Raw genomic sequence first — 23,048 nt, 5'->3', positions numbered from 1 at the left:
TCTATTTCATCAAATACGAAAGCCATTAAGGACGGCTAATTCCTCTGCGTTGTAGATATTTACTACGCGCAATATTAAATCCACCCCATAAGAGTAGGGCGACGGCAAAAATACCGTTTAAAGCAATAACATCATTGTAGGCACGAACTTGGGCTTCACGGGTGACCACTTGATTAAGTGAGCGCATGGATTGAGCTGTTTGTAATGCTTGGTCAGTAGTAGTGATGGATGCACTGCGTTGATAGGTCGAGAGCCTTTGAGCGACTAGAGGGTCTGCTTGTTCTAAATCTTTAATAATCTCTGCCTGATAGTTTTGCGTACGATGTTGTTGATAGGTCGAGAAGAAGGAAGATCCAACAAGACCACCGAAAGTTTGGGTAGCAGAAAATAATACGATAAAGGTCACTACGTAAGATGGGCCTTTAGCAAGCGTTTGCGCAAAGCCAATCAGAAGCAGTGGGCCAATAAATAGACCACCAGCAAAACCGACTAAAAACTGACTTGCAAAGAAATTCACAGGTCGAACATCACTGGTTAGGTGATAATCTAGTCCACAAGCAACCAGAATGAGGAACTCTGCAAAAAGTAAGTGGAAGATAATTCGTTCGCGTGAAAAAGTAAGTGCACTAAAAAGTGTTCCGCTTAAAATCCCCACTAATATGACAACATAGAGTGGAACAAATTGGTCAGGACCCATTCCCATTGTTTTTAAGAAGTTAACAGCAGCGTAGCTTTGTTCAGACATTAAAAGTCGAATAGCAAAAGCACCAAAAATGAAACGTAGGGTCGAAGAGGCGCCTAGCCAACGTGTCATAATTAATGGATTGGCACGATAGTGTTCATAGAGCAAACCTAAAACAACTAAGCTAAAACCTGCAATCAAGACATAAGCGAGCCATTCACTATTAAACCACCATAAAATTGGGCCTTGCGTGAGCACAATACACAAGCAGGCAAAACCTGGAGCCAATAAAGCAAATGTAAAGAAATCTTGTTTCTCAAAAACATAGATTCGTAAGCTACGTGGCAATTTCAATGAAACCACCATGGCTAAACAACAAAGTGCTAAACCAAGCTCAAAGGTGTAAAGAACAGACCAACTGTCTGTACTGACAAGAAATGGAGAAATAATCCAAGCCAACGGTACGCCAAGTTGCTGAAAGCCGAAGGCGATATATATACCTTTTGCCATGTCTGCTTTTTTAAAAGCTTGCATGGTGTAATACATACCTAATGAGCTTAGTGGTGCACCAGCTAAACCTGCAACAACCCGAGCGAATAGTGCCATTTCATAGGTGTGTACAAAAATATGCAAAACAAGCACGGCAATAAAAATAACCAGCCCTATTTCTGAAAATACTCTCAAGCCATATTGTTGTCTGGCTTTAAACAAAATCAAGTTTGAGCTGACATTTGCCATGACATATGCCGCAGGCAGCCAAGCAGCTTCGGAAGGCGTCAGGCCATATTCACCTTGGATTAAGGGTAAATTTGCCGTAATAAAACCATTACTTAAGCTTGCCGATAGCGCGATGAATAAACCAATAAAAAAGTAAATAAACCGCTTAGGTACAGAGTGAGCAATAGCTGCTGGTGAACCGGGTAGAGTCGGTTGCTCTTCTGGTGTCCAGTCGGGTGGTGTTTCTAAATAACGAGGCGTTTTACTCATTCTATCCCTCGAATTTTTTGTATTTGAATACCATGAAATAGTAATTCAATTGCTCGTTTTGCTAAGCGAGTCTGTTCTTCTGGCTCATGTCCTTGAAATGAAGAACCCAACATTGCAGTGACCATTGCATAGTCATTGGCAGTGAAATCAGCTCGGCACAATTTTTGTTCTATCGCATTTTCAATCAGTGGGTTAAGTGCATTATTTCGCCGTTCATAAATTTTTAACATAATTGGGTCTTGTCGATCAATTACTCTCCAAAAATCTTGCAAAATTGCGAGCTTGGGAAGTTGCCCAATATGTCCTTCAATTAAACGAAATAAACCGTCCTCGAATTGTTGAAAATGAGCTGCTTTTTGCTCTAGCTGTGTAATCGCACGCTCTAGAAGCGCGCTAATTAAAGCCTTGCGATCACAAAAGTTGCGGTAAAAAGTTGCTCTGCCAACACCAGCGTGGTCAATTACAACTTGTAAGGGAACATTAATGCCATGAATACGAAAACATTCTTCGGCTGCATTGAGTAATTCATCCCGATTTTGGGCAGCAATTTTTTGACGTTTACTCATGTCATCGATTGGGGAGTTTCAAAGGTGATATATTTAACGGACATTTTTGTCCGTTGTGAAGATATAAATTGTAAAAACATGAAAATTCAATTTTCATCATTTATATCTTCTGCATTTTTATATGCGTCATAAAAAGCTGTTAGAATACCGCGCAATTGCGTGATGCTAGGTCAATACAATGTTTGAGTCCCTTATTCCTCTTTTTTCAATTGCGATGGCATTGATGCTTGGAGCAATAAGCCCTGGGCCAAGCTTTATTTATGTAGCGCAAAATTCGATTTCTAAATCACGTAAACATGGCTTGTTTACAGCGTTAGGAACAGGAACGGGCGCAGCTCTGTTTGGCCTATTAGCTGTTATGGGATTGCAAGCAGTTTTATTAGCAGTACCTTCTGCATATTTGATTTTAAAAATTGGTGGTGGGCTGTATTTGCTTTGGCTGGCTTTTAAAATTATTAAACACGCTAAAGAACCAATTGCCATGGAAAATGATGGCAAATCAAAAATGACCTATAAACAGGCATATCGTTATGGTTTGATTACTCAGTTAAGTAATCCGAAAATTGCAGTCGTGCTAGCGAGTGTATTTACTGCTTTGTTGCCAAAAGAAATCCCAAATTATTACTACGTCGCATTACCAGTAATTTGTTTTATGATTGATGCGGGTTGGTACTCATGTGTGGCAATGCTGCTCTCTTCAGAGAAGCCTAGAACGATGTACTTAAAAGCAAAAACTGGCGTTGACCGAGTCGCTGGAAGTATTGTGAGTGTATTAGGCTTAAAGTTAATTTTCTTCAAATGATAAGTCTTTAATTAAAATATCTAAAAAATCCAAAGCCAGCTATTTATAGTCTGGCTTTATTTTTGCGTAAAATATATACAAATTGAAATATCTTTTTTAGCACTTAAACACTTTAAAAGTGGTAACTTAATAAATAAAACAAAAAGAAATGAGGATCACGTTATGAAAAAACTAATGGTGAGCATTTCTGTAGTTTTTCTCATCTTAACTACAGGATGTGAGATGAGAACAATGAGCAAGCAACAGCCAGCAAATGAGCGGACCATGAGTATTGTGGGTACTCCGGTTCATGAAAAGGATTATAAAATTTCCGATATACAAGTGAATAATCATGAGCAAGCTAACTATTAAGTTACTTGCTGGATGTGCAACTTACTGTATTTTGAATATGGTAAATGCATGTGAGCCTGCTTCTTTAGATTGGAAGCTTTTTCAGGAAAAATATGATTTAAATCATGATGGCATGTATAGCCTAAAAGAATTTCAACGTGTTGAAGATTTCTATCCTTACAACTGGCCGAGCGATAAACGTTTTCAAGGTGAAAACAAGCAAACAGAGCTATTTCATTATCTAGATGAAAATAAAAATGGTTATTTAACAAATGAGGAGTTAGGAAACATACATGTTTTATTTAATAACCCTTGTGAAGGGTGGCCGTGGTCATAATTTGAAAGCACTGGCTTCCTAAGTTTATTTAATATTTTAATTCACTCAGTTTTGATATTTCAAAAATAAAAAAAGCTTCCAATTCAGGAAGCTTTTTTTATTAAGACAGATTAAGAAACTTTATCGCCTGGTTTCGCGCCTGTATCTGGAGAAATAATGAAAATACCTTCACCATTTCCAGCAGCAAGTACCATTCCGTTTGAAATACCAAAACGCATTTTACGTGGTGCAAGGTTAGCCACCATGACGACCAATTTATCTTTTAAATCTTCTGGTGCATATTGGCTACGAATTCCACTGAATACATTGCGTGGTTCAGCTTCACCAACATCTAACGTCAGCTGAAGTAACTTATCTGAACCTTCAACTGTACCTGCTTCAATGACCTGAGCAACACGCAAGTCAACTTTTAAGAAGTCTTCAATACCGATAATTTCAGCTTCACCCACTGCTGGAGTTGGGGCAGCTTTTTTCTCGGCAGCTTTGTCCTTTTTCGCCGTTGCTTTAGTTGCTTCTGGAGCAGGAGTACCTAAAGACTCTTTAGAAGCATCCACCATTGCGGTAACAGCTTTTGGATCAACGCGCTGCATGAGCGGTTGGAACTGTGCAATCTCGTGGCTTACAAGAATTTGTTTACGTGATTCGAAATTAAAACTTTCAAGTTTTAAGAAACCTTGAACTTGCTCAGCCAAAGTTGGAAGAACAGGCGCTAAGTACACTGCTAATTGACGGAATAAATTGATACCAACCGAGCATACATCAAGAACTTGTTGCTCTTGACCTTCTTGTTTAGCAAGTGCCCAAGGTTTTTTCTCATCAATATATTGGTTTGCACGGTCAGCTAGCGCCATGATTTCACGAATAGCTAGTGAGAATTCACGTGCTTCATATGCACTTGCGATTGAATCACCTGCATCAATAAAGCTTTGTACCAATTCAGGTTCTGCGCATTCAGCAGATAAAGTATTGTTAAAGCTACTGTTGATAAATTTAGCGCAACGACTAGCAATGTTGACTACTTTACCGACTAAGTCAGAATTTACTTTTTGAATAAAATCATCAAGATTTAAATCAGAGTCTTCAACTTTATCTGAAAGTTTAGAGGCAAAGTAGTAACGTAAATATTCTGGGTTTAAATGCTGTAAGTAAGTCTCTGCTTTAATAAAAGTTCCGCGAGACTTAGACATCTTTTGTCCGTTCACAGTCAAGAAACCATTTACAAAAAGACCAGTTGGAGTGCGATAGTTTGCACCATCCAACATTGCAGGCCAGAACAAAGCATGGAAATAAACAATATCTTTACCAATGAAATGATAAACATCGTTTTGACTGTCTTTTTTCCAGAAATCATCAAAGTTTAAATCTGGGCGTTTCGCTTTGATGTAGTTTTCAAAACTAGACATATAACCGATCGGTGCATCTACCCAAACATAGAAGTATTTATTTGGTGCATCTGGAATTTCAAAACCAAAATATGGCGCGTCACGAGAAATATCCCAATCTGCTAAACCAGCTTCAAACCATTCATCGAGTTTGTTTGCAATCGAGACAGGTAAGCGACCTTCATCACGGGTCCATTTCTGTAAATACTCAGCAAAGTTCGGTAGTTTAAAGAAATAGTGATCTGAAGATTTTTCAACTGGTGTTGCACCACTTAAAGTCGAGCGCGGGTTAAGTAACTCCGTTGCATTATAAGTCGTACCGCAAACTTCACATGAGTCACCGTATTGATCTTCAGACTTACATTTCGGGCATGTACCTTTGATGAAGCGGTCAGATAAGAACATGCCTTTTTCTGGATCAAATAATTGAGTTACAGGACGAACTGCAATATTTCCAGCTTCACGGTTTTTAATATAAATATCTGTTGAACGTGCTTTATTGGCATCGCTATGAGTTGAATCATAGTGATCGAAATGTACACCGAAGCCATCAAAATCACGAATATGTTCTTTCTGAACGTTCGCAATTTGCTCCTCAGGGCTAATACCGTTTGCCTCAGCACGTAGCATGATGGCAGTACCATGAGCATCATCCGCACATACATAAGTCACATCATGACCCATTGCCCGCATGGCACGAACCCAGATATCTGCCTGGATGTAACCGAGTAAATGACCCATATGAATTGGACCATTAGCGTAAGGAAGGGCATTAGTGACTAAAATTTTACGCACGGATTTCATTCTCTCATTCGTATTTATAAGGTGGAAGATTTTAACTGATGAGCGAGGATAAGCAAAGGTTAATAATCTTTGCCCGAGCGCAAGACGAGAGCTAAGCTTGAGTGGTGGGATAAGCAAAGGTTAATAATCCTTGCCCAAGCACAAGGTGAGAGTTGTGCTTGAGTGGCGGGATAATAATCTTTATTGGGTAACAATGAGTATTCATAAAAATTGGTTTTTAGTTGCGAAGTTATTTCTCTTTAGAACAGATAAACAAATCGAAAAATATTTGAATCTTCCTGTATTGTCTTTGTTTCAAATTGCAGTTACGGTCAGAAAACAAGCCATAACGATGTATAACTAATAACTTATTCAGGTAATTTTTTAATTAACTAGAGGATAACAACGATGACTACTGAAAATAAATTAGATGATTTAAAGGCAAAAGCGGCAGATGCAAAAGTTCAAGGTGAAAAAGCTTTGGATGATTTAAAGGAAAATGTAAAAGAGAAACAAGCTGCTGGTAAAGAAGCAGTTGAAGATACAGTAGACAAATTAAAAGCAAAAGCGGCAGATGCAAAAGCTCAAGGCGAAAAAGCTTTGGATGATTTAAAGGAAAATGTAAAAGAGAAGCAAGCTGCTGGTAAAGAGGCGGTTGAAGATAAAGCAAGTGATTTGAAAGGCAAACTTGAAGATGCTCAGCACACTCTGCAAGACAAGTTCGATCATTTACGTACTGAGGCAAGCCATAAACTTGATGATGCCAAAGCTAAGGCAGCAGAGCTAAAAGATGAGGCTGCAACAAAATTTGATGAGTTAAAAACTCAAGCAACAGCAAAATTTGACGAGTTAAAGAAAACAGCAACTGATAAGTTAAATAAATTGAAAAACCATGATTCTGCTGAATAAGCTGATCTAAACTAAAATCTGCACTCCTCACCTAAAAGATGAGATTGTAAGTGAGTAATTATTCATCCCAAGGTGAGCGAGTGCGGACCAATACTGTTACACTATCTCCATTAAGCTGTAATGATCTGTTTTTGGAGTAAACAATATGTCTTGGCTTTCTTCACTAAAGTCTGTTTTTTCACCCGCACAAGAAGTGAAAGAAGATGAAATCCAAACCGTACTCCAAAATTATTTACTACCCCATTCAAAAGATGCTTTAAAAGATCGCATTAGTCAGCTCCAAGTTCAGGGGCGTGTATTACAACTTACTATTAATACATTTCCTGATGAAAAAGAGCACTTGCAGCAAATTCATGATGATTTGGCTGGGGCTTTAGAAAAGTGTGGTATTGAAGAATTAAACCTGCATGTGGTTCAACAGAAGCGCCCTACACAAGAAAGTTCAAATTTACCTCCTGTGTTAGATGCTTCACCTAAATCAGACCCAGATCCGAATAATCCCCCTATTCAAAAAGCCGCTCCACAACAAAGAGATGTTCCACTTCATCCACGCATTAAGCATGTTATTTTAGTTTCATCTGGTAAGGGCGGTGTTGGTAAATCGACAACTACGGTCAATTTAGCACTTGCCTTGCAAAAAATGGGACTTAAGGTTGGGGTATTGGACGCTGATATCTATGGTCCAAGTATTCCAACCATGCTAGGCAATGCAGGCAAAACACCTCTTATTGAAAGTGAAAATTTCGTGCCTTTAGATGCCTATGGAATGGCAGTGTTATCGATTGGACATTTAACTGGTGATAACAACACACCTGTCGCGTGGCGTGGACCAAAGGCAACGGGTGCTTTAATGCAATTGTTTAATCAAACTCTTTGGCCTGATCTAGATGTGCTCATGATTGATATGCCACCGGGTACTGGTGATATTCAACTCACGCTTGCACAGCGTATTCCAGTGACTGGTTCAATCATTGTGACTACACCACAAAATGTTGCCTTACTAGATGCTACAAAAGGGATTGAGTTGTTTAATAAGGTTGGCATCCCTGTATTAGGTGTCGTTGAGAACATGTCGACCCATATTTGCTCTAACTGTGGTCATGAAGAACAAATTTTTGGTATTGGTGGCGGTGATAAGCTCTCTGAACAGTACCATATTCCATTATTAGGTCGTTTACCTTTAAACGCTCAGATCCGTGAGCATGCTGATCAGGGTAAACCAAGTGTTGTAGCAATGGATGATGCGGCTGATAGTTATATTGATATTGCTAAAGTTATGTGGGAACAAATTGAAAAGATTCCTCAACGTACACGTGATGACAAGCGGATTTTTTAACTTATTAAAGCCCGACTTTAAGTCGGGTTTTTTATTGTCTGGTTAAAATAAAAAATTAAATTACTGAATTTTAATAACAAAGCTAAACTTGAAATTGGCATGTAGATTGCTACTTTACACTTTTTAAAAAGAAAGGTTAAAAAATGCAATTTAAATGTGCTTTTGGCGTAATCAGTTTATGTAGCGCTTTATTTTTAGTCGGATGCAATAATGACGACTCTTCTGTTTCACAAACACCAACAGTTCAGGAACAAAAACAGAAATTACAGCCGATTATTATTCAGGGTGCTTTGCCAGTAGAATCGGAAAAAATGGCTTCAAAATTAGAGAATAAGACTGTTGAAGAAATTGGTGGGTGGAAATTCTGGAAGGGTACCTATAACGGTTATCCAATGATTATTTCTAAAACCCGTATGGGGATGAGCAATTCTGCTGCTGCAACTGCTTTAGCTATTGAGCGTTATAAACCGATTGCGATCATTAATCAGGGTACAGCAGGTGGGCACGACCCAGATCTACACGTTTACGATATTGTTTTAGGAAAATATGCGACCAATATTGGTGCATTTAGAACCCCTAAACAGCCATTGGGTGCTGGGTCAAATTCACTTACTTGGGTTGAAGCTTTTGATGTTTTACCAACAGATGAGTCTAATCCAGAACCGATTGCAATACGCAAATTTGAAGGTGATCAAGAGCTATTAATGGCGGCACATAAAGTCCGTTATGACAAAGGTGAGGTGGTTGAGGGAACGATTGGTTCAGCAGATGTTTGGAATAACGAACTTGATCGTATTCAATTTTTCCATCAGCGTTATGGCACTTCAGTTGAGGAAATGGAAGCAGCATCAGTTGCACAAATTGCAAGTCAGTTGAATGTTCCGTTTTTAGGCATTCGAATCTTATCTAATAATATTACAAATAACGGAGCTTATGACCCTGGTACAGGAGAGGCTTGCCAAGAGTATGTACTCAATGTGGCTGAAGAATATATGAAATCAAAACTACCAAAATAATAATTTAACACTCAGCAAGAAGATTGAAGTTTTATAAAACTTCTTCTTCTTGCTTTTTATGACGATGTCTACTTTTCCAGTTCTTAATAACCATCCAACGCCAGAAAATTTCTGTAGATAAATATAAAATGACGGCAAATACGAAAGCTTCGACAACCAGACCTGTCATCAAAATTTTCGCGAGACTAAAATCAATATGCCCGTGCCCGAAATGAGTAATCCAGCGAGAAATTTGGTGCAATACACCTAGCAACATTTCTTTGTTGATCATATGCACATGAAAAATATGTGCACCAAACCAAAAACCAATATACAGAATTGGAACTAGAGTAAGAGGATTACTTAGCCAAGCCAGCATTAAGCTAATGGGTAAATTTACTTCGAATAGTAAAACCGCCATCACAATAAATACACTGTGAAAAGGAATAGGCAGTAACCCAAAAAAAGTTCCCACAAAAACAGCTCGGGTAATCGATTTCCGATTGACGTACCAAAGCACAGGATTCAAGGTCTTTTTACCAAAAATCCTTAGAAATTTCATATTTGAAACTTTCTCGGGTGAGGGAAGCCAAGATTGAAAAAAGTGCTTTGCCATAATCATTAAGGTAGTAGAGCGCGGTGCTCTATATAAAAAAATCAGGAACAATATATGAATTGAAACTTATTAAAAGCTTAAAATTTAAACTTACCATCGCTATATATTTTTTATTATAAAGGCTTTTGATGGAAAAATAGACTTAAAATAAAAATACTTATGTTACTTAAGTACGAAATTATTTGAAAAGCATAACAACTGACCGTAAAGTTTTCTTTACTGCTTTCTTTAGTAATTTTATAAGTAATTGTTTTTAATATTTTTATTTGAAATTAAAAAATAATTTGAAAAACTTTGTCTTACAATTACCTTTTGCCATGTGACCGGATATCTATTAATCTGAGATGACTATATTGTGAGGTCATTCAATGATTTCATGGCTTTTTATTGGCTTAGTAGCCACAATTTTACTTACCCCTGGTCCAACTAACACTTTGCTTGCTTCTTCAGGCGTGCAAGTAGGACTACGGAAGTCAGTAAAACTTATTCCAGCAGAAGTTTTAGGTTACGTAATCTCTATTTCTGCATGGGGAATGTTAATTGGAAAAGTGTCCAACACTTTGCCCTTGCTGCCGCCTATTCTTAAGCTGTTGAGTGCTTGCTATATTATTTTCTTAGCCATTAAGTTATGGCATACGGCAAATCAAGAAGTTGAATTAAATCAGCCTACAATTCGTGCTCGTGAATTATTCTGTGCAACTTTATTGAACCCCAAAGCCTTACTGTTTGCTTCAGCAATTTTTCCGGTAGCTGCATGGAGTGATTTTCATATTTATTTAGTTCATATGATTGCTTACTTAGCACTCATTACACCAATTGCATTGTTCTGGATTTTCTTGGGTTCAGTTTTAGCATCTAAGAAAGTGGGGTGGTTAAATCAAACTAATTTACAAAGAACAGCTTCACTTGTTTTAGTTAGCTTTTCAATTCCAATTAGTTATTCTGCTCTACTGAACCTTTAAATGTACAGCTGAGCTATTCTTATCGAGAAGAGTAGCTCAAGCGTTGTTTTCATAATTGCTTTTTTACGTTAAAGTACGTCGCAATCAATGAAATTACCTTTTGGATAGAAAATACATGGCTATTAAGTCTGATCGTTGGATTCGCGAGATGAGCGAAAAACACGGCATGATTGAACCTTATGCAGAGAATCAAGTCCGTTTTGATGAAAATGGTGAAAAGTTGATTTCCTACGGGGTCTCTAGCTATGGTTACGATGTACGCTGTGCCCGTGAATTTAAGGTTTTTACTAACGTACATTCTGCAATTGTCGATCCAAAGAATTTTGATGACAAAAGCTTTATCGATATTGAATCTGATGTTTGTATTATTCCGCCAAACTCATTTGCTTTAGCGCGTACAATCGAATATTTCCGTATTCCTCGTAATGTGTTGACAGTCTGCTTAGGTAAATCGACCTATGCTCGCTGCGGTATCATTGTGAATGTGACTCCATTAGAACCTGAGTGGGAAGGTCACGTAACTTTAGAATTTTCAAACACCACTAATTTACCTGCCCGTATTTATGCAGGGGAAGGTGTAGCACAAATGCTATTTTTTGAAAGTGATGAAGTATGTGAAACATCTTATAAAGACCGCGGTGGTAAATACCAAGGCCAAACAGGTGTTACACTGCCTAAGACATAATTTTTCTTAGATAAAGAAGAGTTTTAAAATAATGGGTCACTGAGGTGGCCCAATTTTATAAATAAAATTTACATGAGATGCGTTTATCGGAATTATAATAAACGACAGTTTCCTTTTGTAAAAAATAATATAATATGATCAATAATTGATTTGTTTTTTTGTTCTGCATCACAGAATTTAAAAGCAAATGTATCGGTTGTCTTTTAGTCGTAATCGTTTAGATATCTACTAAATTTAGGCAAACCAAATAAAAAGAAATTAAACAGGATTATGCCCCCACGGATACGGAGGTCGGCCATGCGACAGTTTACGTCTCTTCGAGTAGCGCTCTTGACACTCGGAAGCTTATGCTTTTCCTCAGCCTATGCTGCTTCTACATTAGTCCCGATGTCAGATGCTGAACTATCTGCGACTCGCGGGCAAGCCTTGATGAGTATGTCTTATATTGCACCTACGGATTCTGCAAATTTGGAAAAGCTACGTGACAATAGTAGTAATGTAGGCTTCTATAAATTAGGTCTAGATGCTGAAGTTGAACTTAATACTAATATCCGTAAGCTTCAACTAGGCTGTGGTGGCGTAAATGGTACAGGAGCCTGTGATATTGATATTGATAATTTAAGTTTAAGTGGTATCTCTGATACAAATGATGGTCGTGCTAGCTCATCTGCAAAAATAACTAATCCATTTATTGAGTTTGCAATTAAAAATCCTAATAGCACTGCGTTACGCGAGGTCACAGGGATGCGAGTAAGTGCAGAGGCTATTGAAGGTTTATTAACGTTTGGTACTGAAAATGGACCAAATAAAAGTGGTATTAATTCTTTAAGTGGTTATATGGAAGTTGCACAAGCAGGAGGTACAGTTAAAGTAAATCCTGTGAGTGGATTGAGGCCAGCAGATGTTAATAATGCTCAAATCTCTGGTGAAGCTTGTGGATATTTGGCATGTGTACCTTTCCAAACTTATGATTATACGTTGAATTTAACGACGGATGCGGCTGGTAATTCGACTGATAAATTGACTGGAACTCTATTCCTTCCACAGCAAACAATTACGGGTAAACGTATTTCTGTAGCTCCATTAAAAGCTACAGCAACAGTAAGTGGTATCAATGTATCAGGCAATATTAAAGCTATGGCAGCAGGAATTTTAAATTTAGATAAATCTGTTACAGGGTCTATTAATAATTTAACTGTAAATGTAGATATTTCAGAGGATCTTGGGTTCTTTCATAAGGCTAATTTAAATGGTTCACCTGTTTCATTATCACTCCAAGGAAATGATATACGTTGGCCCGGTTCCAAATCGGTAGCACAGCGAGGCTGGTGGTTAGAGCTTTCGAATCCGATCGATATTGGAGATATTACTCCAGTTGATTCTGTAAGTATTGCAAATAAAACAATTGAAGATACTTTAGCACTAGTAAGTCAGAAACTAAGTACTGGTACGAGAGGTGACACAAAAGTTGACTGTGGTGCTTTAGGTCTTTTAAGTTGTATTGGTGGTAGTACCATTAACATTGGTAACTTAAATTTAGCAGGTGCAACCCCTGTACAAATGTCTTTAAGTAATTTGGTTTTGAAAAATCAAAGTTTCGCATCTAACTGCCATGGAGCAGATGTAAAATTCTGTTAAAAAACTAAATTGGTTCATTCATCGGAAAATTTAGTTTTTAAGGTCTTTTTTTTGCATTTGTGTAAATATTGCGCATAATGGAAATGTGGAAAAGTTGGCAATATCTATTTAGATTTGTCTTCTGGTCTAAGGTGAAAAGGAAATATTCACCTGCCATCAAGGATTGTTAAAGAAAAATAAATGAAATATGGTGCGCGGCATCGTATAAAACAGGAAGGTCAAGATGACTACACTTAATTATACGGTAAGGTTTCGAAAAACCGTTTTAGCAAGTTTAATCGGACTTTGCGTAAGTCAATCAAGTTTTGCTCTTGAAGAACTTTCTGATGCAGGCTTAAGCGAAACTACAGGTGAGGGTATTGCTATCTTGCCCCAAAATACTTATATGGTATTTCGTGGTGCCGGTGCGAATGAAACCTCAAACCAGATATTGACTGATCGAACTAAAGATACTGGTTATATCAATTATGTGCCTGTTGGTCCGTTAAGTAAGACTGCCGCAGATACCAATAAAAATGGCTCTGTCGATTCGGCTGATCGCGCTGTTGGTAAAGCAGATATTTTTCTTTATGGCTTAGCGCTATCTAAATCTGATAATGATACAAATACTCGAATTGCTTCTACTGATACAGCTGCTGCAATCTCCAGCTGGGGAACAGCTGTTAACCCGTGGATATTTAAAGTTGCAACAGAAAACTCGGTACCGAATTTTAGTGCAACCAATTGTAGTGGTGCGGCAGATCCATCTTGTCAAGTAACTTATTTAGCTCTAGAAGCTCCTTTATATGAAGTCGGAACGAAAGACTCAGCAGGTATAGATGCTTATAAGTTAAAACTAGGGTTATGGACAGATATTTTTGTGCGTGATCCAAATAAAATAAATGGTGCAGCAGATCAATTTAATTATGGCGACTCAAATGGATTGATTGGTACAAGTACTGATGCAAGCCGTGCAAACCGTCTTCGTTTACAAGGTGTTTGGAATAACTTTAGTTTAAATGGCAGCCGTTTGCAGCTTTTCCAAACATTAGGGGGGGCAACATCTGCGGGTGGAATGAGTCCTTTTTATAATGATACTTTAGGTTTTGCTGGAGTTGTACGTTTAAACAGTGGGGATGCCTCTAATTTAAGAGCAACAATTACTTCAAATACTCCAACCTCCTCTGTAGGGGCGTGGGTGAATCGCTATAGTACTCAATATACTGGTGCGCCAAGTAATAACTCGCCAAGTGCAGATTGGTTATATCGAATTCGTAGCCAAACTACGACGGTTACTTCAACAGGTTCATGGACTGCTCCAACTGATAGCGCTATGAATAACGTATTACGTTTGAGTACACGTGAGTCTGGGACAGGACAAGGTAATTTAGTAACACCGGCAATTAATGGTGGGGTTGCTCCTACTTTTGATGCAAATGAAGGTTTATATCTCTATAACCCAAATATCAATCTTGTATTAGGGTCTTTATATCAACCTCTTGTTTTAAGCTCGGACGGCAAAAATTTTAGTTTGGAGTTAGCACGTATTCCAAACAAACCAGAAATTTATAAGAAAATTTATACTGATTATAGTGGAACTAACAATAGTTATCTTGGTTCTACCTGTAATGTTTATCAATGCGGTACTAGTGTAACTTTGGGGGGTAAAACTTACCAAGGTTCTAGTGCAACGCATAGTAGTATCTCAATAGGGTCAACTGTATATAATGCTGCGACTAATACTCTAGAGGCATTTAAAGGGAACAGTACGCAAGATGCAGTCGGTATTTCATTTGGAAAACTACCCACTGGTACTGTTGGCGTAACGCAAACTAAAAACTTTTATCAATTACAAAACCAAGAACGTCGAGCGGGTAGTTACACGTGTAGTTTAATTTTTACTTGTTATGACACTTGGCAATACCGTACTGCAACAGGCTGGACTAGTAATGCGGGCTCAGGTTTAAAGTTTGACTCCCAAGGCGCTAACTGGGCTAATATTGACAGTACTTCTTATTATAATCCGACAGTAAATAATACAGGTTATACAACAACAGATGCGGGTAATGGAACACAGTTTGTTGTACCTGCTGGCACACCTTTACCAGACGCACTTTATAACGGTGGACGTTGGTCTACTACTACCCCAAATGCAGATCTGAACACATATAAACTATCTAGTTCACAAATTAGTTCTTCGATTAGTAATAACATGGGTTCTGCTGTTATTGACGGTGTTTTAATCCAGCACTTGAAACTTACAACTAAAGGTCTATAAGAGGAGGAGATTGATATGAAAAAAATAAGTACTTTGATCCTCGCTCTTTGTACAACAGTTACTCATGCGGAGCTGCAAACTTTAGATAATGACGCTTTGCAAGCGATTAATGGACAGGCTGGTGCTGATTTATCTTTAATGCTGAATTTAAACCAGACAGCTAACGGTGTCTTTGACAATGGTAGTGGTGGTGTCTGTGAGAACGTTGAGTTCTGTCATATAGGTTTAGCGATTAACAAACGTTTTGTACAAGCAGATGCAACTAAGCCAAGTGGTTGGGCTGAAAATAGTGATAGTGGTAATAAACTTTGGCTCGTGTTTAAAGGCGTACAAGGAACTTTAAATATTCAAAAAATGGGCTTGGATGGCGTTGATTTAAAGTATCTTGATAAAAGTAATACTGAAATTATTAAGCCTGCTATTCAGCTTAGTTTTAGCTCAGCTCAACCGATTTTATTCCGTAATTTTGGGTTCAATGCTTTATCAATTGAGCAAGATAACTTTACCAGCTCAACAACAACGCAAGGCTCGAGTGCAAATATGTATGATTATGCATATTTCAAAAAACCGACATATGCTGCGACTGCTAATAGTGCAGCACAGCAAGTTGCTACAGCAACTCCATCGGCCTATGACTATGGACGTGAAACTGGTTTTATGGGCTTAATGATGAATGGGAATTTGGCTATCCAAGGAAAAGTCATGGTCTTTAGTTGTGATGGTAGTCATCCTCGTTGTTAAAGGTTAATGTAGATTTCAAAGGAACTGAAGTGATGAAAAAAAATAAAGAAAATCACAGCTCAAAGTTTATTTTAAATACATTAGCAACCAGCATGTTGTTAGTGAGTGGCCAAATTTATGCTTTGGAAGCTTTAACAGATGCTGATTTGAGTGCTGTAAATGGACAAGATGGGATCTCTATTCAAACTACGTTTAATGAAATTAATATTGATAATGCTTACTGGGATGACCATGCAGGCACACCAACAAGTGCTGATCAGGTATTAAGAGCTCAAGCAAGTGGTGTAAAAGTCCAAAAAAGTAATGCATCTAACCAAACTTTAAGCACTAATTACCGTTTAGATGTAGGGAGTAACCCAACTACGGGTAAAACTGGACTCGATTTTTCTATGCAAAGTAGTCCATCACTTATTACCGTAAATAGCGTTAAAGTTTGTAATAGTTCAGCTATATGCTCGCCAACTTTAGGGCAGTTGGCTATTCAAACGACCTCTCCCTTAAATTTGGCACTTACAACCCAAGATGGCTTATTTAATGCAAATAGCCAGTCAAGCATGACACTTGGTATTAATAATGCCAATATTTATTTAGGACAATTGGATGCTCGCACCCAGCTAAATCAGTTAATTTTAAGAAATTTTAACTTTAATTTTGTTGGTAAAGGGGCCATGTTGATTGACCCAACTCGTGGCTTAGTTTTACAGACAAATACTGGAACTAATGTTGCTGGTGTAGGGCAAACTCCGAATACTACCTATGGCTATGTTGATTTTAACCGTGTAGCAGATTCAGCTTCTGGTTTAACTGCGGGTACCTATGTTGACAGTAGCGGCAAAGTAACCAATTCAGGCCTGAATATTGAGGTGATGCTCAGCTCGAATGTAAATAAAGCTAACCCTTATGCTTTAGATGCAACTAATAGCCCACAAAATGCGAAAGGTTTGATTCGTTTAGGTGCTAGCGGACGTATGGTAAATAGTTATTTACAAGTCCGTGGTATGGATGGTACTGCGGATACCACCACTTTAGGCACTGCAAATACAGCTGGAGGCACAGGTTCAAGTAATAGCATTTTAGGTAATTCTGGCATTGCCTTTCGCATGAAAGGTGAGTTCACTAAAGATAATGATTCAATGCTAGGTGCAGATGGTAAAGCAACCACTTTAGAAATTGGTGGAGCAGGTCTAAATGCTTATGGTTTCGAGTTTGGTAATTTAACAGGACTTAACTCAGCTACGCGTGGTTATTTTGACAGCGGAAATATTTATCTAAATCTTGCTGATACAAAAACCTTATTAATGCCAAACAACACAACCTTAAATGCAATTCGTTTAGGTAGCGGTACTTTAACGACAGCTGCTGATTATCAGCATAATATTCATCGTGATACGGTGACTAATCCATTCAGTTTAATTCTTGCGATGCGTGGAGCAGAGTTTCAAGCATTTTCAAGACGTGGTCGTTTTACGACAAGTGCGAATGTCGCTCCTGCAAATCAGTTTGCAGACAATGGTGCAAACAACCAGTGGGGCTTAGCACTACCTTTCTATAACTTAAATGCTAATGCTGCTATATATGGTTTAGACGCGCCAGCAAATAGTGCTTATTACTATACAAAAGATGCCAATGGTAAACCTGTTCAGAATGTTGTTGCGACATCTGGAACGACTTCACGTTTAGGTTTTGGTATTGCTGCTGGAACTACGGGACGTGATACGACTGGAACCAAAACGACCTCAATTTTATTAATTGATGGTTCTCCAAATGCTAATAATGGCGGTAGTCCTACTGATTATTATATGGGGTTACGTAACATTGATATGTTCGTTAAAGGCAATGGAAGCATCGGTTTAGAAAATGGCAGTCTTAATATTAGTTTAAAAGAGATGCTACTTGCTTTATCAACTGAAATTGCAGCAGGTTATTTACCGGGGGCAAAATATAAAACTTGTCCAGCTACCGGTTCATGTACCTCACCAATTGATAACTTTGCCAGAAATAATGATGTCTTATTTGGTCTAAAACTGCGTTTAGGTGGTGATCTTAATTTATCGATCGTGCCAAACAGTTCAATTGCAGATGGTAGTGCTTTAACTGTACTGGGCGATTTCACCATGCCTGCCACAGCAACTGGAAATACGGTTCAAATTAGTGATCCGATAGATGGTTCTGCAATTGGCTTTGATAATATTACTGGAAAGCTTGCGTTTAATACTGCTTTAGTTGTTGGTAAAGACAGTGCAAGTGGTTTAGGTAAAGTTGGCGTAAATACGGCGGTTTATTTTAATCCAGATAAGAGTATTGACGGCGCATTACGTGTTAAAGATATTAACTTCTATCCTCCATCAACTGGTGCAGGTGCACGTTTAGGTGAGCTTGCGATTACTGGTGGACGTTTAAATAGTAGCTTTAGTATTGTGCCTAGAAATGGTGCTTTTAACTAATAAAGAAAAGTGGAGATATCGCCACTTTTATAAAAAATTTATTTTGAATGTGATTGGATTTGCATTCGTCGGGTTATAGGGATAATTGCTTTGTACTTGAATATTATTCTGATAGTCTGAACAAATAATAAGCGTTTGTCTCTTAAGGATTAGAGCGACATGAAGAATAAAAATATAGGGTGCTGGTTGCTACTTGCCAGTAGTTCAAGTGTTTTTGCAATGCAGCCTTTAGATGATCAAAGTCTTGCGGCAGCAACGGGCCAAAATGGTTTAACTTTAGGTATTCAGGCTGATAAAGTTAAATTTAATCAAGTTGCTCTGATTGATACAAACGGTATTGCTTCAACTTCATATAACAGTAAGGCTGGCTTTGTCATTGCAGGAAATTCTACAAATCCAGTTCCTGGCATAGAGTTTATTAAAGCTGCGGTATCGAGTAATCCTTCTTTTAATATTGCAATGGATGTCGATGCTGGTGGTGGAAATCCTTTTTTAAATTTAGCGGTATCCATGGGGAGTGATGTAAACGGTATTCGACTTTTACCTTTTTCAGTTTATTTAGCTCCAAGTGCATCTTTATCTAGTCCATCCGATTATGCATTAACAAGTTATGCACCAAAATCAATTTTTAGTTCGGGAACGACAGTGAATACGGGTGTAAAAGAACTGATCCGTTCTACTGGCAATTTAGATATTAACTTTGTACAAACTAATAAACCTCGTTTAAATATTCAGCTTGGCCATGCTGCTCAATCAGTTATGGTTAAATTTGGAGGGGCAATTCAATCTATTTGTTCTGCTGCTGCAGGTTGTCCAATTACTTTAGTGTCCGATAATACGGGTGCTACATTCGGGTTTAAATTTGCTGGCACAAATACCTCAACAGGTTTTGTACTTGATGGCTTCTATGCAGGTGTTGATCCAACTGGATTAACTTTTGGAAATACAGGCATATCAAGTAAATTTGATGCTTCACTTAATAATGTCACTTTAGGAAATATGGGTACTCAAAATACAACAACGTTTAATAATTTACCAAATGGCTCAATGGGGAGTTTTGGTGTCACTGGCGTTTCTGTAACTGACTTTAAAATGAAAGTAAGCGGCTTTTAAAAAAGAATAATAGCTTAACCTGAAATACGAAAGAGGGCGGTTGTAAAAACAATCGCCCTCTTTTTTTTGACTATATTGCGTTAAATGGTTTCTGATCTGGTGTGTTCTAACTGTTGAACAATTTCATCCAAAGCTTTAATACGTTTTACTTGGTCCCATAGGTCTTTCGCTTGTGGATAGGCTTTCGTCATCATTCCTAGCCATTGCTTATAACGACCAACCATACCAATTTCTGTCTTTGCCTGACCGTTTAGAAAACGAATTTGTAAATCAACCAGTTGCTCCCAACTGAATAATGCCTCATTCATGTTTTCACGAATACATTGGGTTAAGTCGGGGGTCGTCACAGCACCACGCCCAATCATTAAGTCTTCACAGCCAGATTGTTGCTGACAAGCTCTAGCATCAGCATTGGTCCAGATTTCACCATTCGCAATGACATTAATTTTTAAAGCTTCTTTAATCGGTAGAATTTTTTCCCAATAGGCAGGTGGCGTATAACCATCTGCTTTAGTACGTGCATGAACCGTTAACCAGTTTGCACCCGCATCTTCAACAGCGTGGGCATTTTCCATTGTGTGGTTTTCATCGAGATAACCCAAACGCATTTTTGCTGAAACAGGAATGTGTGCAGGTACTGCATCTCTCACTGCTTTAATGAGCATATGTACAACATCAGGTTCATCAAGAAGAACAGAGCCACCTCGGTGTCGGTTTACAGTTTTCGCAGGACAACCAAAATTAAGGTCGATTGCTGGTGCACCAAGCTCTACAACTTTTGCTGCATTTGCTGCCAGCATATCTGGATTGTTACCTAAGAACTGGACATGAACAGGTGTGCCAGCTGCGGTTTTACCGTCATTTTTTAATTCTGGACAAAAACTATAGTAAATATGGTCTGGCAAAATGCTGTCTGTAACTCGAATAAACTCGGTCACACACCAGTCGAAATGACCAACAGATGTGAGTGTATCCCGCATGATCGGGTCAGTTAAACCTTCCATTGGAGCGAGTATGAGTTTCACAGTCTGTGTCACCTGAGCAAAAAGAAAACAGCGTTATACGGGATATGTATAACGCTGTCTAGTATCGAAGAAATTTTAATTTACTTAACGGCCCAAGATCATCTCAAGCACAAATTTACTACCAATAAAACCAATCGCCAAAAGCACAAAACCAATTAAGGTAAAACGAATCGCTTTTTGACCTCGCCAACCAAGTTTGTAATGACCAATCAAGAGTGAGCCATAGATAAACCAAGAAATAATACTAAATACAGTCTTATGAGCAAGATGCTGTGCAAAGAAGCTATCAATCGTCAAGAAACCAAAAGTGAGTGCAATCGTTAATAAAATAAAGCCAGTTATGATCAGATCAAATAACAAAGACTCCATCGCCTGAATTGGCGGAAGTAAATTGACCCAAAAGCGTTTTTTTTGTTTCTTTTTGAGTTCACGATTTTGGAACCAGAGCAAAATAGCGTGAATGGTTGCCATCAATAAAACTGCATAGGCAGAAAGTGAAAGAATAATATGAGTATCTAAGCCTAACGAATGCTGCTCAATAAATTGATCTGGTCGACTGAATCCAAAACCTAAAATTAGACCAATAGCCGCTACAGGAATGCCTAATAAATTTAGCGGTACGATGGGACGGAAAATACTAAAAATTAAACTTAACAACAGCATAAGCCACGATGTAAACGATACTAAATTAAAAACATCGTAGTTAATTCCGGCTGGTGTCAGCATAGCGTGGCATAAAACTGTACCGTGCAACAGAAGCGCCAAAGTCGCAACAAAAGCAAATAACCATGGGTTTGGTTCACGTTTTGACATTAAACGAATAAACAGATACCAGAAAGAAGTGGTATATGCGATGAGTGCCAAAATTGTGTAAACCAAGGGGAGGCTAATCATGTCAAACCTTTTTCAGGATTAATTCATCTATATAAGATATAAATTCGCTGCGAACTAAAGTATCCTATAGCATTCTATGCATAAATTTTCTATTTCGAGAAAGATTTTTTTGCAACTAGCCATTTTAAGCGGATTTTGCAATGTTTGATACCTTAACAGAACGACTCACACAGAGTTTAAGAAATGTTACTGGCTCAGGGCAGCTGACCGAAGACAATATTAAAGATACCTTACGTGAAGTACGTATGGCACTTCTTGAAGCCGATGTCGCGTTACCTGTAACTCGTGAATTTATCGCGAAAGTTAAGGAAGAGGCATTGGGCCAAGAAGTGATGACTCAGTTATCACCAGGCCAGGCATTTGTAAAAATTGTCTATGACGAACTCACCAAGATGATGGGTGAGGCGAATGAAACACTTGATTTAAGTGCTAAGCCTCCCGTTGTTGTATTACTTGCTGGTTTACAAGGTGCAGGTAAAACGACAACTGCCGCTAAGTTGGCACGTTTCTTAAAAGAACGTCAAAAGAAAAAAGTAATGACGGTTTCTGCCGACGTTTACCGTCCAGCAGCAATTAAGCAGTTAGAAACTGTGTCAGCAGAAGTTGGTGCAGGTTTTATTGCATCAGATGCTTCTGAAAAGCCAATTGATATCGTTAATCGTGCAATTGAACAAGCAAAAATCCAGTTTGCTGATGTGTTAATTGTCGATACCGCAGGTCGTTTACATGTCGATGAAGACATGATGGACGAAATTAAAGAATTACATGCTGCCGTTAAGCCAACTGAAACCTTGTTCGTGGTTGATGCCATGACAGGTCAGGATGCTGCAAATACAGCTAAAGCGTTTAATGATGCATTAGCACTTACAGGTGTGATTCTTACTAAAACTGATGGTGATGCACGTGGTGGTGCTGCGCTTTCTGTACGTGCAATTACGGGTAAGCCAATCAAGTTCTTGGGGATGGGTGAGAAGCTTGATGCTTTAGAACCATTCCATCCAGATCGTGTTGCTCAACGTATTTTAGGCATGGGTGACGTACTTTCTTTAGTCGAGGAAGTTGAACGTAAAATCGACAAAGAAAAAGCCGAAAAAATGGCTAAAAAATTGCAAAAAGGCGGCAGCTTCAACTTTGAAGATATGCTGATGCAATTTGAGCAAATGAAAAGTATGGGCGGCATGATGGGCTTCTTAGATAAGTTGCCTGGCATGAGCGGTGCAGGAATTCAGCAGGCGATTGAGCAAGCAAATCCTGAAAAACAGGTCAAGAAAATGGAAGCTATTATCCAGTCAATGACCGTTAAAGAACGCCGTAATCCAGACTTGATGAACCCAAGTCGTAAAAAACGTATTGCCGCGGGTTGTGGTATGGATGTTGCTGAAGTGAATAAACTCATTAAGCAACAAGCGCAAATGGCTAAAATGATGAAGAAATTTGCGAATCCATCTGGTATGAGCAAAATGATGCGTTCATTAGGCAATATGCAAAAGCAATTTGGTGGCGGCGGTGGTGGCGGAATGGGCCCACTGTTTGGCAACAATGACCAAAAGAAATAAACTTATAA

The 23,048-nt window shown here is 38.4% G+C and carries 20 protein-coding genes; 14 read left to right on the top strand and 6 right to left on the bottom strand.

Annotated elements, in window-relative coordinates:
• Positions 1 to 25 precede the first annotated feature (25 nt).
• Positions 26 to 1,669: an MFS transporter gene (locus MJX77_RS01665; RefSeq protein WP_252060413.1), complete on the bottom strand. Its 1,644-nt coding sequence runs from the start codon at positions 1,667 to 1,669 to the stop codon at positions 26 to 28.
• Positions 1,666 to 2,235, bottom strand: coding sequence for a TetR/AcrR family transcriptional regulator (locus MJX77_RS01660; RefSeq protein WP_192836462.1), 570 nt, complete (start codon positions 2,233 to 2,235; stop codon positions 1,666 to 1,668). Before MJX77_RS01660 ends, MJX77_RS01665 begins: the two co-directional genes overlap by 4 nt.
• A 178-nt stretch (positions 2,236 to 2,413) precedes the next feature.
• Here MJX77_RS01660 and MJX77_RS01655 point away from each other — a divergent pair, with 178 nt between their 5' ends.
• The 3 genes from MJX77_RS01655 to MJX77_RS01645 all read left to right on the top strand — a co-directional run bounded on the left by MJX77_RS01655 (position 2,414) and on the right by MJX77_RS01645 (position 3,704).
• Positions 2,414 to 3,037: a LysE family translocator gene (locus tag MJX77_RS01655; RefSeq protein ID WP_013198835.1), complete on the top strand. Its 624-nt coding sequence runs from the start codon at positions 2,414 to 2,416 to the stop codon at positions 3,035 to 3,037.
• A 162-nt stretch (positions 3,038 to 3,199) separates the two neighbouring features.
• Positions 3,200 to 3,388, top strand: a complete 189-nt coding sequence (locus MJX77_RS01650; RefSeq protein ID WP_005302999.1) for an NF038215 family lipoprotein — start codon at positions 3,200 to 3,202, stop codon at positions 3,386 to 3,388.
• On the top strand, positions 3,369 to 3,704 hold the full coding sequence (locus tag MJX77_RS01645) for an EF-hand domain-containing protein (RefSeq protein WP_004794282.1): 336 nt from the start codon (positions 3,369 to 3,371) through the stop codon (positions 3,702 to 3,704). Before MJX77_RS01650 ends, MJX77_RS01645 begins: the two co-directional genes overlap by 20 nt.
• Before the next feature lie 110 nt (positions 3,705 to 3,814).
• Here the strand turns inward: MJX77_RS01645 and metG are convergent, their stop codons facing one another.
• Complete coding sequence (metG, locus tag MJX77_RS01640; protein ID WP_252061297.1) at positions 3,815 to 5,881, bottom strand: methionine--tRNA ligase; 2,067 nt, start codon at positions 5,879 to 5,881, stop codon at positions 3,815 to 3,817.
• Positions 5,882 to 6,277: 396 nt separating this feature from the next.
• On the opposite strand from metG, the gene MJX77_RS01635 reads away from it, so the two are divergent.
• The 3 genes from MJX77_RS01635 to MJX77_RS01625 all read left to right on the top strand — a co-directional run bounded on the left by MJX77_RS01635 (position 6,278) and on the right by MJX77_RS01625 (position 9,130).
• Positions 6,278 to 6,778: a hypothetical protein gene (locus tag MJX77_RS01635; RefSeq protein ID WP_013198830.1), complete on the top strand. Its 501-nt coding sequence runs from the start codon at positions 6,278 to 6,280 to the stop codon at positions 6,776 to 6,778.
• Between the two features lie 145 nt (positions 6,779 to 6,923).
• Positions 6,924 to 8,114 (top strand): iron-sulfur cluster carrier protein ApbC, encoded by a 1,191-nt coding sequence (gene apbC / locus MJX77_RS01630; protein ID WP_252060412.1) that lies wholly within the window; start codon positions 6,924 to 6,926, stop codon positions 8,112 to 8,114.
• Between the two features lie 143 nt (positions 8,115 to 8,257).
• A complete protein-coding gene (locus tag MJX77_RS01625; protein ID WP_174743088.1) occupies positions 8,258 to 9,130 on the top strand; it encodes a 5'-methylthioadenosine/S-adenosylhomocysteine nucleosidase in 873 nt (290 codons plus the stop codon).
• A 31-nt stretch (positions 9,131 to 9,161) separates the two neighbouring features.
• Here MJX77_RS01625 and MJX77_RS01620 read toward each other — a convergent pair whose 3' ends face one another.
• A complete protein-coding gene (locus MJX77_RS01620; protein WP_003653419.1) occupies positions 9,162 to 9,731 on the bottom strand; it encodes a DUF2062 domain-containing protein in 570 nt (189 codons plus the stop codon).
• 362 nt (positions 9,732 to 10,093) lie between these two features.
• Between MJX77_RS01620 and MJX77_RS01615 the strand changes: the two genes are divergently transcribed.
• The 7 genes from MJX77_RS01615 to MJX77_RS01585 all read left to right on the top strand — a co-directional run bounded on the left by MJX77_RS01615 (position 10,094) and on the right by MJX77_RS01585 (position 19,565).
• Positions 10,094 to 10,687, top strand: a complete 594-nt coding sequence (locus MJX77_RS01615) for a LysE family translocator (RefSeq protein ID WP_252060411.1) — start codon at positions 10,094 to 10,096, stop codon at positions 10,685 to 10,687.
• Between the two features lie 115 nt (positions 10,688 to 10,802).
• Positions 10,803 to 11,372, top strand: a complete 570-nt coding sequence (dcd, locus tag MJX77_RS01610; RefSeq protein WP_003653416.1) for a dCTP deaminase — start codon at positions 10,803 to 10,805, stop codon at positions 11,370 to 11,372.
• A gap of 297 nt (positions 11,373 to 11,669) precedes the next feature.
• Positions 11,670 to 13,010 (top strand): hypothetical protein, encoded by a 1,341-nt coding sequence (locus MJX77_RS01605; RefSeq protein ID WP_192834770.1) that lies wholly within the window; start codon positions 11,670 to 11,672, stop codon positions 13,008 to 13,010.
• A 223-nt stretch (positions 13,011 to 13,233) separates the two neighbouring features.
• Positions 13,234 to 15,267 carry a hypothetical protein gene (locus MJX77_RS01600; RefSeq protein ID WP_151826430.1) on the top strand — a complete coding sequence of 678 codons (2,034 nt, stop codon included), beginning with the start codon at positions 13,234 to 13,236 and terminating at the stop codon, positions 15,265 to 15,267.
• Between the two features lie 15 nt (positions 15,268 to 15,282).
• Positions 15,283 to 16,008: a DUF6160 family protein gene (locus tag MJX77_RS01595; RefSeq protein ID WP_111855928.1), complete on the top strand. Its 726-nt coding sequence runs from the start codon at positions 15,283 to 15,285 to the stop codon at positions 16,006 to 16,008.
• A 32-nt stretch (positions 16,009 to 16,040) separates the two neighbouring features.
• Positions 16,041 to 18,452, top strand: coding sequence for a DUF6160 family protein (locus MJX77_RS01590; protein WP_252060410.1), 2,412 nt, complete (start codon positions 16,041 to 16,043; stop codon positions 18,450 to 18,452).
• Positions 18,453 to 18,611: 159 nt separating this feature from the next.
• Positions 18,612 to 19,565 carry a DUF6160 family protein gene (locus tag MJX77_RS01585; protein WP_252060409.1) on the top strand — a complete coding sequence of 318 codons (954 nt, stop codon included), beginning with the start codon at positions 18,612 to 18,614 and terminating at the stop codon, positions 19,563 to 19,565.
• A gap of 80 nt (positions 19,566 to 19,645) precedes the next feature.
• On the opposite strand, the gene MJX77_RS01580 is transcribed toward MJX77_RS01585, so the two are convergent.
• Both MJX77_RS01580 and MJX77_RS01575 read right to left on the bottom strand, forming a co-directional pair.
• Positions 19,646 to 20,590 carry a tRNA dihydrouridine synthase gene (locus MJX77_RS01580; RefSeq protein ID WP_192455632.1) on the bottom strand — a complete coding sequence of 315 codons (945 nt, stop codon included), beginning with the start codon at positions 20,588 to 20,590 and terminating at the stop codon, positions 19,646 to 19,648.
• A gap of 84 nt (positions 20,591 to 20,674) precedes the next feature.
• The gene (locus MJX77_RS01575; protein WP_013198819.1) at positions 20,675 to 21,484 is read right to left on the bottom strand and encodes a cytochrome C assembly family protein; all 810 of its coding nucleotides are present in this window, start codon (positions 21,482 to 21,484) and stop codon (positions 20,675 to 20,677) included.
• Positions 21,485 to 21,624: 140 nt separating this feature from the next.
• On the opposite strand from MJX77_RS01575, the gene ffh reads away from it, so the two are divergent.
• Positions 21,625 to 23,040 (top strand): signal recognition particle protein, encoded by a 1,416-nt coding sequence (ffh, locus tag MJX77_RS01570; RefSeq protein WP_004794257.1) that lies wholly within the window; start codon positions 21,625 to 21,627, stop codon positions 23,038 to 23,040.
• Positions 23,041 to 23,048: the final 8 nt, after the last annotated feature.

The sequence above is a fragment of the Acinetobacter sp. AHP123 genome (assembly GCF_023757925.1).
GTDB lineage: Bacteria > Pseudomonadota > Gammaproteobacteria > Pseudomonadales > Moraxellaceae > Acinetobacter > Acinetobacter oleivorans.
The sequence above is the reverse complement of the archived record's forward strand: the minus strand, read 5'-3'. Positions and strand labels throughout refer to the sequence as shown.

What these genes read in the sequence shown, in the direction of transcription:
- MJX77_RS01665 (WP_252060413.1), bottom strand. Translation starts at nt 1,669, where the DNA reads ATGAGTAAAACGCCTCGTTATTTAGAAACACCACCCGACTGGACACCA.
- MJX77_RS01660 (WP_192836462.1), bottom strand. Translation starts at nt 2,235, where the DNA reads ATGAGTAAACGTCAAAAAATTGCTGCCCAAAATCGGGATGAATTACTC.
- MJX77_RS01655 (WP_013198835.1), top strand. Translation starts at nt 2,414, where the DNA reads ATGTTTGAGTCCCTTATTCCTCTTTTTTCAATTGCGATGGCATTGATG.
- MJX77_RS01650 (WP_005302999.1), top strand. Translation starts at nt 3,200, where the DNA reads ATGAAAAAACTAATGGTGAGCATTTCTGTAGTTTTTCTCATCTTAACT.
- MJX77_RS01645 (WP_004794282.1), top strand. Translation starts at nt 3,369, where the DNA reads ATGAGCAAGCTAACTATTAAGTTACTTGCTGGATGTGCAACTTACTGT.
- MJX77_RS01635 (WP_013198830.1), top strand. Translation starts at nt 6,278, where the DNA reads ATGACTACTGAAAATAAATTAGATGATTTAAAGGCAAAAGCGGCAGAT.
- apbC (WP_252060412.1), top strand. Translation starts at nt 6,924, where the DNA reads ATGTCTTGGCTTTCTTCACTAAAGTCTGTTTTTTCACCCGCACAAGAA.
- MJX77_RS01625 (WP_174743088.1), top strand. Translation starts at nt 8,258, where the DNA reads ATGCAATTTAAATGTGCTTTTGGCGTAATCAGTTTATGTAGCGCTTTA.
- MJX77_RS01620 (WP_003653419.1), bottom strand. Translation starts at nt 9,731, where the DNA reads ATGATTATGGCAAAGCACTTTTTTCAATCTTGGCTTCCCTCACCCGAG.
- MJX77_RS01615 (WP_252060411.1), top strand. Translation starts at nt 10,094, where the DNA reads ATGATTTCATGGCTTTTTATTGGCTTAGTAGCCACAATTTTACTTACC.
- dcd (WP_003653416.1), top strand. Translation starts at nt 10,803, where the DNA reads ATGGCTATTAAGTCTGATCGTTGGATTCGCGAGATGAGCGAAAAACAC.
- MJX77_RS01605 (WP_192834770.1), top strand. Translation starts at nt 11,670, where the DNA reads ATGCGACAGTTTACGTCTCTTCGAGTAGCGCTCTTGACACTCGGAAGC.
- MJX77_RS01600 (WP_151826430.1), top strand. Translation starts at nt 13,234, where the DNA reads ATGACTACACTTAATTATACGGTAAGGTTTCGAAAAACCGTTTTAGCA.
- MJX77_RS01595 (WP_111855928.1), top strand. Translation starts at nt 15,283, where the DNA reads ATGAAAAAAATAAGTACTTTGATCCTCGCTCTTTGTACAACAGTTACT.
- MJX77_RS01590 (WP_252060410.1), top strand. Translation starts at nt 16,041, where the DNA reads ATGAAAAAAAATAAAGAAAATCACAGCTCAAAGTTTATTTTAAATACA.
- MJX77_RS01585 (WP_252060409.1), top strand. Translation starts at nt 18,612, where the DNA reads ATGAAGAATAAAAATATAGGGTGCTGGTTGCTACTTGCCAGTAGTTCA.
- MJX77_RS01575 (WP_013198819.1), bottom strand. Translation starts at nt 21,484, where the DNA reads ATGATTAGCCTCCCCTTGGTTTACACAATTTTGGCACTCATCGCATAT.
- ffh (WP_004794257.1), top strand. Translation starts at nt 21,625, where the DNA reads ATGTTTGATACCTTAACAGAACGACTCACACAGAGTTTAAGAAATGTT.